Annotated in this window: 11 protein-coding genes; 7 read left to right on the top strand and 4 right to left on the bottom strand. The window is 46.7% G+C overall.

Annotated elements, in window-relative coordinates:
- Positions 1–484 precede the first annotated feature (484 nt).
- The 3 genes from H6F73_RS23055 to H6F73_RS23045 all read left to right on the top strand — a co-directional run bounded on the left by H6F73_RS23055 (position 485) and on the right by H6F73_RS23045 (position 3,088).
- Positions 485–1,129, top strand: coding sequence for a DUF6658 family protein (locus tag H6F73_RS23055; RefSeq protein ID WP_190761102.1), 645 nt, complete (start codon positions 485–487; stop codon positions 1,127–1,129).
- A 435-nt stretch (positions 1,130–1,564) separates the two neighbouring features.
- Positions 1,565–2,221, top strand: a complete 657-nt coding sequence (locus tag H6F73_RS23050) for a DUF6658 family protein (protein ID WP_190761101.1) — start codon at positions 1,565–1,567, stop codon at positions 2,219–2,221.
- A 498-nt stretch (positions 2,222–2,719) separates the two neighbouring features.
- Positions 2,720–3,088, top strand: coding sequence for a hypothetical protein (locus H6F73_RS23045; protein ID WP_190761100.1), 369 nt, complete (start codon positions 2,720–2,722; stop codon positions 3,086–3,088).
- A 159-nt stretch (positions 3,089–3,247) separates the two neighbouring features.
- Here the strand turns inward: H6F73_RS23045 and larC are convergent, their stop codons facing one another.
- The gene (gene larC, locus H6F73_RS23040; RefSeq protein ID WP_190761099.1) at positions 3,248–4,708 is read right to left on the bottom strand and encodes a nickel pincer cofactor biosynthesis protein LarC; all 1,461 of its coding nucleotides are present in this window, start codon (positions 4,706–4,708) and stop codon (positions 3,248–3,250) included.
- Positions 4,709–4,764: 56 nt separating this feature from the next.
- On the opposite strand from larC, the gene H6F73_RS23035 reads away from it, so the two are divergent.
- From H6F73_RS23035 to H6F73_RS23025, 3 genes are all read left to right on the top strand, one after another.
- Positions 4,765–5,427: an L-threonylcarbamoyladenylate synthase gene (locus H6F73_RS23035; protein ID WP_190761098.1), complete on the top strand. Its 663-nt coding sequence runs from the start codon at positions 4,765–4,767 to the stop codon at positions 5,425–5,427.
- A 9-nt stretch (positions 5,428–5,436) separates the two neighbouring features.
- Positions 5,437–5,697, top strand: a complete 261-nt coding sequence (locus tag H6F73_RS23030; RefSeq protein ID WP_190761097.1) for a hypothetical protein — start codon at positions 5,437–5,439, stop codon at positions 5,695–5,697.
- Positions 5,698–6,187: 490 nt separating this feature from the next.
- Complete coding sequence (locus tag H6F73_RS23025; RefSeq protein ID WP_190761096.1) at positions 6,188–7,459, top strand: HetZ-related protein; 1,272 nt, start codon at positions 6,188–6,190, stop codon at positions 7,457–7,459.
- Between the two features lie 65 nt (positions 7,460–7,524).
- Here H6F73_RS23025 and H6F73_RS23020 read toward each other — a convergent pair whose 3' ends face one another.
- Positions 7,525–8,253 carry an ATP-binding cassette domain-containing protein gene (locus tag H6F73_RS23020; RefSeq protein ID WP_190761095.1) on the bottom strand — a complete coding sequence of 243 codons (729 nt, stop codon included), beginning with the start codon at positions 8,251–8,253 and terminating at the stop codon, positions 7,525–7,527.
- Positions 8,254–8,322: 69 nt separating this feature from the next.
- On the opposite strand from H6F73_RS23020, the gene H6F73_RS23015 reads away from it, so the two are divergent.
- On the top strand, positions 8,323–9,087 hold the full coding sequence (locus H6F73_RS23015; RefSeq protein ID WP_190761244.1) for a PHP domain-containing protein: 765 nt from the start codon (positions 8,323–8,325) through the stop codon (positions 9,085–9,087).
- A gap of 369 nt (positions 9,088–9,456) precedes the next feature.
- On the opposite strand, the gene H6F73_RS23010 is transcribed toward H6F73_RS23015, so the two are convergent.
- Both H6F73_RS23010 and H6F73_RS23005 read right to left on the bottom strand, forming a co-directional pair.
- Entirely contained in the window at positions 9,457–10,638 is a 1,182-nt protein-coding gene (locus tag H6F73_RS23010; RefSeq protein WP_190761094.1) for a DUF5009 domain-containing protein, read from the bottom strand.
- 298 nt (positions 10,639–10,936) lie between these two features.
- Positions 10,937–11,944: an AraC family transcriptional regulator gene (locus H6F73_RS23005; RefSeq protein WP_190761093.1), complete on the bottom strand. Its 1,008-nt coding sequence runs from the start codon at positions 11,942–11,944 to the stop codon at positions 10,937–10,939.
- Between the last annotated feature and the right edge of the window lie 153 nt (positions 11,945–12,097).

Here is a 12,097-nt window from a genome sequence, read left to right as displayed (position 1 = left end):
CGGCATTTACTTTTAAAAGCAATCTGTGCGATGCCGGTGTCAAGACACACTCTTTTGTTGATGCTGAGTTAAAAATAAGCAAACTCATCTTTTAAACTTAACCTTTTTCCTTGGTAGCCGGTTGCAAATACAATTCCATTAATCTCCTCATCTATTTATCTCTTTATATCTTTATATTATGTAGTTGCATGAGAAACAATGCTATAGTATTTTGCGAAAAGTTTGCAGATTTAACAAACAGCGAAAGTCTTTATTTATAGAGGGAACTTTTTAATTTAAAATCCCAAATCAAAATCAAACATAGTATAAAGCTTCAGGCACAACGCAATTTTATTGATGAACTTGGTTATTTATTTAAATCTCTCTAAGGTTAGACAACCTTAATAATAACTGGTAGTCAAAATGTGACTTGGGCTAGAGGAAATGGTTGCCCTCTTATCTATAAACTTGTTGACAATTGTTGAAAGCAAATGGGAAGTAATTCGTGAAAAAGTTAACTGCTTTTTTAAAAAAACTGCGGGTCGTTCAAATTTTGACCGCATTTTTAGCAGGGGTGCTACTGCTGACTAGCACCGCTTGTAATGCCGGGGACGCGACAGGCGCACGTCCAATCAATCCGCCGGTTCAAGCTGGAGGCCAAAACAACCCACACGTGGGTGGTGGAGATAATTCCAGCAACTACAAGATGTCCACTGACCCGAAAGTGAATACTCCAGTCAAATCTGAGCGTGATCGGGCCGATCTGCCGCAACCTTCGGATCGACTGATCGCTGTCAGCAACGGTGAGAGTAATGCCTCAAGGTTACTCTACCCTGGCTCTGGACCCCTTGAAACCGATAAATTCGACAAGGAACTGGGCGGAGATCAATCGCTCCTAGAAGCCCCTCAGATTCCTGCAAAGCCTCAACCAGTATTTAACCGCACTGATCCAGATGCCAAAATTTTAGAAAGAGTCGGTGCAACGTTTAAAGATGCCTCTCAATTCATCACAGAAGGTGTTGAAGAATCGGCAAGCGGCGCGGAAATGCAACCCAAATCGCCGGTAATGAGCGCTATCGAGAATTTGACTGGTAATTCCAGCACGCCAGCCAAAGCAGCACCCAAGGAATATAAATCACCGGCAAGATAAGCAATCATCTTGTCTCTTCATCTCAGTAATCGGAAATGAATGTGAGGAACCCGTTTTTTTACAGAACGGGTTTCTTTACTTTTGGTTGTTTCTAGTCCTATTTTTGGTAGGCGCGTAATCTGGCATGAGAAAACGAACGTGCCGATGTTAGAGGTTTAGTCTGCTTTATGGGTTGATCCCCAAGCTGAATTTGGGCGAAAACTGCCCTGTGCATCTTAAGTGTTTTTTAGCGTCACACCAAAGCTAAATCGAGTCGCCGGCAAGAATGTGACTTTCGATAGAGGCAGCAAACACACTTATAACATTATGCTTGAGAGGTGTAAGAGACCGAAAGCGCTTTTACCACAAAATTAGTACAAAGTTACTACATAATACCGCGAAAGAAAAGATTCTAAGGCGGTTTGATTCGATCAACCTCAACCACGGAGTATGTCTATGAAGAAAGTGATTGCATTCGTGAAAAGCCTGCGACTGAGCCACATTTTAAGTGTTTTTCTAGCCGGCTTGATGGTATTTGTTACGATGCCTGCGGCTAATGCTGGGATCTTCGGCTTTGGCGACAGTGGCAACACTGCCGACAAAATCAGGGAAGAAGTTCCTGATCAGGTGATGGGGAACGAATACAAAGGCGGTATGAATGATTACCGCGATACCGATCCCAGAAGAGATCCCACCGCAGCCGACGCCAAAGCCAAAGGTTTGGTGGACAATGCTCAGCAGAACATAAAGAACAGAACCGGCAATCCCGCAGAAGCAATCAAACGTGCCGTTAATGATGCGCCAGAAGCAGCCGAGAATGTGAAAGAAGGCGCTGATAAGGTGGTCAATAGGGTTCAGCGTAATGCCGAAAGTTTCGCCGACAGAACTCAAAAGGGTACGGAGAATTTAAAAGAAAATACTCAAGATGCCCTTGATGGAAGCAAAGATGCAGCCAGCGAGACTGCCGGTAAGGTTAAGTCCAAAGTCAGTGAAGACGTTTCTAATACAAAGCAAGCTGTAGATAAGGCTGCTAGTGGTGTTAAATCTAAAGTCAGCGAAGACGTTTCTAATACCAAGCAAGCCGTAGACAAAGCTGTTGACAATCTCGATTAATTAACTCGATTAATTAACGAGTGCAATAAAAAATCTCTTTCCGGAACAGGCAAGTTTGCCTAGTGACTATCCAAACTTGCCTGAGATTTTTTCAAAGTGTTTTGTCTAGGTTGAAAAACTCAAAGTGCCTGATTCTATTCAGCAAATATCAGGTAAAAAGAGGATGCCGGCATAACCCAGCAACTAAAGAAACTTTAAAAAAAGTTTTATCAATAAAAATTTTCTAAATAATAAACGGCGAATTCCTAGATTATTAACGATTAACTTAAAGATAAGTAAGACCACGAAAACCCTTCAAAAAAAGTTATAGTGGGAAGAGATTAAATTATAAATTACTTAGATAAAAGATAAAATTTTATTCCTATAAAACTTCAAATTAAATTAAAATTAAATATACAAATTTTTTAAATTATGCTTAAATGAAAGTAGAAAAGAAGAGGAGAGTTGAGTCAAAGAGCCTTCTCTCTACATCCAACAAACCTTATTAGGAGAAACCCCATGAATCGATTAATTTCTTGGATACAAAGCATTCGCTTGCGTCAAATCGTTACAGTTGTTTTGGCAGCCGTTACAATTTTTGTGAGTTCTGCTTTTGGTACCAGCAACGATCTTCAAGCCCAAGCTATTCCCTTACTCAATCGTACCGATGCTTCGGCTGAGCAAGTAGACAGCGGCACTGTCAAGAGAATTCAAGACAAGGCCGAAGATATCAATAGCGACAAAATCGGTGACACCGGCCTGAAAAACCTTAAGAATTTGGGCAAGAATATCCCTAAAGTCATCAAACAGAATGCTGAAGAAACGCTGAATCCTGATAACCCCAGCGCTCCTGGCACAAGAACTCCTACCAAGTACGACCGGCAGTAAGTCCGGAAGCGATAAAAATTTAGTTTCTTGAGCACTGGTTGTCGGGACATTCACTAACAACTGAAGCTTGACAGAAAGACAGGGAGACGAAAAACTCCGCTCTTGCTAAGAAGGGCGGAGTTGTTTCTATCAAGATAACTTTTGCGTTTTACTTGGGTTTTACTGCTGACTTTGGCTATACCAAGTTTGTAAAACAATGCGATGTACTTCACGCCAACTGAGATTGTGCTGTTTTGCCAACTGAGCGCAATCTTCGTATTCAGGTTGCACGTTGGTAATCGTATCCCCAGACTTGGCAACCTTGACGCGTACCTCTCCTAAAGGTGTCTGCACCGGCTTTATTTCTCGCTGCAAAATTGCTCGTTCTTGAGTCTGCCGGCGAATACCCAAGGTTGTTGTTTCTCGAAAAATTGTCGCCTCACAAGCAGCCTGATTTTCTGGCAAACAAATCACTGTTAGCAAAATCCCAGGTCGGCATTTTTTCATTCCGATTGATTGCGTGAACACATCCAACGCGCCGGCATCAAATAACGCATCAAAGACATAACCAATCGCTTGCGGACTTAGATCGTCAATTTGTGTTTCCAGCACCGAAACATTTTGGCTCTCATTTGCCCTTTCTTTGTAGCCATTTGCCAAAGGCAAAGGACGCGGAACCATTGAGTTTCCGATAGGTAAAGGAGAAGCAATGACCTGTTCAGCTTTGCCTTTTTTCCCTTTTATTTTGACTTTTAACTTTTTCCCTTTGACTTTTTTTCCAATCCACAAACGCAGGATATTTGGAATGGCCAACTGGCGAGTACCGGCACCCGATCCTAGGCGATAAATCGCCATAGCCGGCACTGAACCAAAACCTTTTGCTAAACTAACCGCAATCGCCGCACCCGTCGGCGTTACCAACTCCCGCTCAACACCATTGCTGTAAACCGGCACCTGCCTCATTTCCCACAACTTCAACACTGCCGGTGTTGGCACCGGCAACTCGCCATGTGCTGCCCTCACTGTACCGCCGCCGGTGGGTAAAGCAGAGCAATAAAGCTCATCAATTCCCAGCCAATCTAATCCCAAACAGGTGCCCACAATATCCACAATCGCATCCGTGGCACCCACCTCATGGAAATGCACCCGTTCAGGAGGAATGCCATGCACCGCCCCTTCCGCCTCTGCCAGCTTGCGAAATACCGCTAAACTCCATGCTTGCGCCCGCGCCGGCAATCGAGCTGAGGCAATCATCCGCTCAATCTCTGGCAGATGACGCGTGTGCGTATGGTTAGCATTAGCCTCGTGCCGGCGATCCGGGTTGTGGTTTTCGCCGTGGGGGTGGTGATGATTGCTAAACGTTGGGGGTTCAGCCGGTTCGTCACTTGCCAGGGGCGCGACTACCGCAGAATCCGCTGATACAGAATGCAAAAGTGTCTGTTTTAAGTCAACATAAACTTTAGTGGCTTGCTGACCATTGCGATGGACAAGTTCAGCGCGTAACTGGTACTCTTCAGAAATGCCCAAATTGTTCAACTTTTCGATTAGGTAATCTAAAGGAACGCCCGCACTAACGAGAGCACCCAGGCACATATCACCAGCAATGCCGGTGGGACATTCGAGGTAAGCGATTTTCTTCATTGTTCATTGAGAATGGGGAGAACTGCACTCAACACTCAACACTCAACTCTATTGTTATGGCTACTCTTTACGAAATTCATCCCGACACACCCCAAGCACGCAAAATCGAGGAAATTAAGGATGCGCTTCGGAATGGAGCAGTCATGCTATATCCCACCGATACAGTGTATGCCATCGGTTGCGACCTCAACGTTAAAGCAGCAGTAGAGCGCGTGCGGCGCATCAAGCAGCTATCCAACGACAAGCCCCTCACCTTCCTGTGTCCTTCGCTCTCTAATGTGGCTCACTATGCGGTGGTGACAGATGAAGCCTATCGCCTCATGAAGCATTTGATACCCGGAACCTACACATTCTTGTTGCCGGGAACCAAGTTAGTGCCCAAGCTCGTGATGAACCCCAAGCGTAAAACCACCGGCATTCGGGTTCCCGATCATGCAGTGTGTCAGTCGCTGTTACAGTCGCTGGGCAATCCCATCATTTCCACCTCAGCTCACTTGCTGAATGATGATGAAACAAAGCCGGCGCTCGATAACCCCCCTGGGCGGGCAGAACTGTTCGACCAGCTAGACAAATTAGTGGATGTGATCGTGGACAATGGCCAAGAGCCAGGATATCAGGTTTCCACCATTTTAGATTTAACCGGCCCAGAAGCCGTGGTTGTGCGACAAGGTTTAGGATGGCAAGCCGTAGCTAATTGGGTATCAGGCGTCAGCGAGTAGGAACTAAGAATGGGGCTTTTCTCTCCTCATCCTACCCTCTCCCCTTCTCTCCCTCAACACTCAGCACTCATCACTCCCCTTGTGCCTTTCTTTCACTCAGCACTCAGCACTCAGCACTCAGCACTCAAAAGCTCAGCACTCACTTCTTTGCTAGATATCCTGATGGGTGGGTCAACAGAAGGAAGAGAAGCTTTGTATTCAGCGATACTAAGGGTCAAGCTAGACACGGTTGGAGAGCACCGGCAACACACAAAGGCGAGCAACCTCTAACTCACAGAGGATTGAATCAACAGGCTTTTTTCGTTGAAGCTGACCGGCCACATTCAATCACTACAATTACCTTTTTGAATTCCTTTCGTAAATGTGACAGTTGTTGTGCCGGATTAGGGAACGTAGACCAGTTGGGGAATCGTCCACTACACTGAGGGGTGAAACCCCCCACCTAGCTAACTGGTTGGCAAGCGGTCTTTATGGCAGAGAGTGATTATCCAGCAAGGGTTTGCGCCCCTGGAACCGACAGGGATTTCGGATATCCGTATAAGACCGGCAAACAGTTACTTTCGAGGGTGGCAACTCGATATCGCATAGGTTGGGTTAGTGCCACAGCGGCGTCACCGCAGACAATGGCAGTTTCATACAGTCGAAGAGTAGAAAGTTAAGACGGCGGGGCGGGTGAAACTCACTCCTCACACGCTTCCCCCCTAACTGCCTACGACTTTATTACTGCTCGTCGCTACGGTGCGTCCCCAGAGGCAAAATCATGAACTCCCCACTTGCAAATTCCTTCTACCAAACTTCCAACAACTTCAGCATCAACCCCGCACCATCCGGTGCTCCCAATAATGCTCCTCGGCAGGGCAACGAGTCAGAACCCCTAGAAATGAATTCCCTAGGAGGAATCGACACCCAAACCCTAGCCAACCAGCTTGTCCGGGAACTGCACGAAAAAATCCAATCATCTTCCAGAAGCGTGCCGGCAGTCGCCATGCGAATTGCCAAGGAAATCGAGCGGATTTGTCAGAAAAGCGCCCGCATCCAAAACTCCGGTCAAGTTCACTCTTGGCAGCAAGTCTTGGCACGGCACCGGATGCAAAAATGCCTAGATTACTATCAACTCGGTTCCAAACAAGGCCGCGTGGAACTGCACAGCACCCTCAGTTCAATGGTTTATCGCCATGTTGCTCCATTGCGCTCACGCTTGGGCTTTCAAGGCCGCTACAACCTGATCGAAGACTTCCTGCAAGGCTTTTATATGGAATCTTTGCGAGCTTTCCGTCGGGAAAACCAACTCACTGAAGATTACACGCCGCGCACTCAGCTGGAACTGGCCGAGTATATGGCCTTTACCGAACACTTTGCCAAGCGCCGGATCAACTTGCCCGGTCGGGGTGCCCAACAGTTGGTAGTGCTGCGTGCTCAAGGGTTCGCCAACAACCAGCCGGCTGAGACAGTCCTTGATATCGAACAAGCGATCGAATTCCCCAAAGGCGAAGATGCAGAAGTACAAAATCGCTCTCACGCCGCCCAACAAGTGCGGGAACAGATGATCTCCGAAACCATTGACCCGGCTGAGGCCGTTTTGCGGGATCGGGTTGTCGCCGAACTCGTACAATATCTGGAATCTCAAGGTCAATCGGACTGTGTAGATTACCTGGTGTTAAAACTTCAAGACATGGCTGCTCAAGAGATTGATGAAGTCCTCAATCTTAGTGCTCGTCAGCGGGACTACCTGCAACAGCGCTTTAAGTACCACGTTGAAAAGTTTGCTCGCTCTCACAATTGGAAATTGGTGCATCAGTGGTTGGGTGCGGATCTGGATCAAAATTTGGGAATGCCTCCCCAACAGTGGGAAACGTTTGTGAACAAACTCACGCCCCAAGACCGGCAGCTATTAGACCTTAAGTGCGCCCAAAAGAGTGAACAAGAAATTGCCCAAGTCTTAAAGTGCACACCGAAACAGTTGCAAAAGCGTTGGACTCAGCTGTTAAACCTGGCCTGGGAAGCCCGCAACTCAGGACTGGTGGCCGAATGATGAACAGGAAGCTAGGTTTGGATTTTGGATAATTTTAAAATCCAAAATCCAAAATCTAACCTCGTCTAACCCCAACGGAAATTAGAGTGAATTTGATCTGAACGAGAATCGAGCAATTGCTTTGCTAAACCGACTTCGATAACTTTACCAGCCCCTAAAGTAACGACATGATCAGCAAGTTCCATCGCCTCTGAACGTGAATGTGTGACCAGTACAATGGGTAAATTTAATCGATGCTGAATAATTTTCAACTCCGCTCTCAGAGTCGCTCTCAACTCATCATCAAGGGCACTGAACGGTTCATCTAATAAAAGGATTTTTGGGTAGGGTGCAACAGCACGGGCAATGGCAACTCGTTGAGCCTGTCCCCCAGAGATTTGCCCCACCGGCAGATGCACTAAGTCTTGAAGTTCTAACAGCTCAACTAATTCTACAATTCGCTGTTGGCGGTGGTGCCGGTGCCAGTGATTTAACCCAAAACTGATATTTTCAGCAACATTTAGATGTGGAAATAATGCATAATTTTGAAAAACATATCCGACTTGTCGCCGATACGCTGGTAAATTGATGCGCCGGTCTGTATCTAAAAATGTTGTCTCTGCTACTTTTATATAGCCCCAGTCTGGATGCATTAAGCCGGCGATCGCCATGAGGGTGGAACTTTTTCCACAGCCAGACTGTCCAAACAGCACAATCAAGCCATTAGGAACCTCAAATTCAATATCCAACCGGAATGGAGGGGCTGTTGGGCCGGACGCATTAGACAACTTTTTGGTAAAGGCGACTTTCAGCATCCTGTGGTCGCTCCCGTTTTAGAAATATTTAGATATATTAGACAAGAACCCACTCCTTTTGAGGCAGTCATGGCAGTCAATCTTGCTCAGGCTTATGCTTCGCCCAAGCCGGCAGCACAGAATATGCCGGCACTAAAGCAAGTCTTTAAAACGATTCATGCAGAAAGTTGTCCGCGTTCCTATAACTTTCATATGCATACAGTCCACTCTGACGGCCAACTGCAGCCAGAGGTGTTGATTGAACAAGCCATCGCAATTGGTCTTAAAGGGCTGGCAATTACAGATCACCACAGTGTTAATGGCTATAAGCTGGCTCAGCACTGGTTAGACCAATGGCAACAAAATCAGGAAGAATTGAAAGTGAATTATGAGAAAAATCATTCTCATTCCTCAATTCTTAATTCTGAATACCCACAAGCGCCCCACCTGTGGGTTGGCGTTGAAGTGAATGCTGATTTACTAGGATGTGAGGTACACATTTTAGGCTATGCTTTTGACCCCGAACACCCGCGTATGCAGCCTTATTTACAAGGAAAGGGAGTACAGGGAAGTGATTATGAAGCCGGCTCTGTAATTTCTGCAATTCAGGAAGCTGGGGGGTTAGCAGTTTTAGCGCATCCCGCACGGTATCGCATCTCAGAAACCAAGCTAATTCCAGCGGCGGCTGAATTAGGGATGGATGGTGTGGAAACTTACTACGCTTACAATAATCCAAATCCTTGGCGTGCTAGCCCCAAACAAACTCAGGTGGTGGAACAATTTAGCGCCACTTACGGGTTATTAAAAACCTGCGGCACCGATACTCACGGGAAAAATTTGCTCCAACGACTTTAAAGGCACAATTAAAAATACACAAGGCAAAAGAAGGAATTTTTTCTTTTGCTTTTTTTGTATTATTTGAGGAGATAAAATAAAGTTTTTGGATTAAAACCACAGACGATAGCGCAGCGTGCCGTAGGCATAAGCATACGCAGATATAGCAATCTAAATCATTCGTGATCTTTTTTGGGAGTGCGTGCGCGTTGGGTCTATCTCAAGATGCCATTACTACTAACCGGCCTAAGGAAAAATATGTTTTAAACTTTGTATGAGCAGCGCTTACAAGCCTTATTCTGTCAGAAGTCGGAAGTTTAAAACATTAAAAATTTTAACTATTTTGAAAAACGGTTTATTTATAAAATAATAGAATTAAAAGCCAGTTTTTTAGAGCTTTAAAAACCATTTATTTCTGTACATGAGGTAAAGAATTAACCACCACAAAAAGACGGTGGTGAGGGCAAAAGCGAGGGAACCGTTCAGTGCGCCGGCCCACGGTCGAAATAAGTTCTCGTAGAGCCAAGTGTAAGTTGTGGGAGCGTCTTTACCGGCACCAATATGAGTCTTAATTAGAAAGCGGGCAACAGTACCAGAGGCAACGAAAAGGAAAATAGCATTCAACCCCATTACTTCAAATGGCCATGCCCACTTACGCCAGTTACGGACTTCTAGGATATAGTACAAGCCGGCAAGCAACAGTAACGCCCAACCACTGGTAAAAACGACGTAGGAACTTGTCCAAAGCTGCTTATTGATAGGAAAGAGAAACCCCCACAAATGCCCGACAATTAGACAACAAAGGCCGGCAATCGCCAATTGCACACTAATTTCTGTTTGTACTTTGTGCCGGCGCAGCCACTCCCCTGTAAAGTAACCAATAAGGACACTAACAACGGCAGGAAAGGTGCTGAATAGTCCTTCGGGATCGAATCCGATGTCACGCTTTAGCAAGTGTGCAGGGGTGAAGATCAGCCGATCAATGTAAGCAGCTAAGCTGCCTTCGCCGTGGGGGGAGAAGTTGCCGGCACCATATCCGGGTACGGGAATGAGTTGCATTAGCGCCCAATATCCCAGCAAAATCACGGCTGCAAGCACCCATTGAGTTTTGCGCGGCAGGTGAAGGATGATCGCGCTAGAGATCAAGTAACACAGACTGATGCGCTGCAAGACACCCATAATCCGAAGGGTGCTCAAATCAAGGGTTTTTGCGTTAAATAGCCAGTCAAAAATTAAAGAAATAACGGCTAGTAATAAACCAAGGGCGAATAAAAAGACGCATCTGCGGACAATCCGCGTGTAAACGGCGGCAGTTGGGCGATTTTCTGGGGTGTATTTGGAGAGGGAGAAAGCCATTGCCACACCGACAATGAAGAGGAAGAAGGGAAAAACTAAGTCTGTCGGGGTGCAGCCGTGCCATTCTGCGTGCTTTAGGGGAGCATAAACATAATCCCAGCTACCGGGATTGTTGACTAAAATCATGCCGGTGATTGCAATGCCTCGAAACACATCCAGAGACATTAGGCGCGGGGGTTGTTTCGCCGTGGGTAAAAATTGCTCGTCTGTTGTCATTCGCTGATGCCGGTTTCAAGTCTTTTCCAGAATACGAGGCAAAATACCACGCCGCCAGATAATATTCGCAGACTGAGTTGATATCTGGGCAGAATGAATTGCCCTAACTGCCGGCATAAAGCTAAAGCAACTGATTAAGTCGGTCAAGTTAATTAAATGAAATCGCTGGCGTAGAGCAATTGAAGGAATAGTTAGGACATATAATCAAGAGAATTCACAGAGCGATGGCTCCTGACAATGCCTACCCTTGACAGCAAGCGCCTCTTTGAGAATTTCTGGGATAGCGTGGATAATACCTTCAAGTCTTTGTCGTAACTAACCCTTCAACTGCAATAGCACTCTCCCTAGTAGCTTCTCGCAACCGCTCCACATCGCGCATCGGTGGTGCACCAAAGAGCCGCTTGTACTCCCGGTTGAAGTGCGAGGCATCGTCATAACCCACACGGTAGGCAGCACTGCTAGCGTCAAGCTTTTCCCCCAGCATCAGACGACGAGCCTCCTGGAGCCGCAGCTGCTTCTGGAACTGCAAGGGACTCATGGCAGTGACAGACTTGAAGTGATGGTGGAAGCCTGAGACGCTCATGCCAAGCTCTCGTGCAATGCTTTCAATCCGAAGCGGCTGGTTAAAGTCTTTACGAAGTCGATCAACGGCTCTAGCAATTTGGTGGGTAGAGCCACCCAGAACTGCAATATGACGGAGCCGGTTACCTTGTTCTCCCATGAGGAGCCGGTAGATGATTTCCCGCTTAATCAGTGGTGCGAGAACATGAGCTTCAGCAGGGGAATCTAGAAGCCTGACGAGCCGCACCACAGCGTCCAAAAGATTTGCATCCAACGGACTTACGTCAATCGCTTTCACATCAGCACGGCTGCGCGATGAGGGATCGCCCGCCTCGACCATCACTGAGCCAACGAGGGTGGGGTCGAGATCGAGGCGAAGGCCCAGGTACGGTTGCGCCTTGGACGCTTCCAGAATTTGGCTGGCAACGGGCAGTTCGATCGTAGCCAGCAAATAATGCAAAGGGTCGTACTGATAGCGATCATTGCCCAGAAGCACTTCTTTGCTGCCCTGAGCAATCGCACAAAAGGCAGGGATAGAGACATTATGAAAGCATTCCGAAGGGGAAGAGGAACGGTTGAAGTGCAATCCTTTGAGCGGCTCAATCGTCCCATCCTGACGAATCGCCTGGGCAATCCGCTGGGTCAGTTCGTCTCTGTGGGCTTGCCCTCTGTCTGCCTCGCGCTTTGCCGGCTGGTCGTTCATTAACTCCATAGCGGACGTTTCACTCGTTTTGGCAGCGTTCATTTCTAAGTTTGCAGGATTGTACAACAATCTTAGACGATCGTCCTATTGCTTGCCGTTAAGAATCCTTAGAATGAGGCTAAAGCAATGAAAAGTGATTCCGGCGAATTACAAACGTCTAGACTTTTATACAAAAGAAAACTCAGGTTTGATTGG

The sequence above is a fragment of the Microcoleus sp. FACHB-68 genome (assembly GCF_014695715.1).
Taxonomy (GTDB): Bacteria; Cyanobacteriota; Cyanobacteriia; order Cyanobacteriales; family Oscillatoriaceae; genus FACHB-68.
Note: the sequence above shows the minus strand (reverse complement) of the source record. Positions and strands in the feature narration are given on the sequence as shown.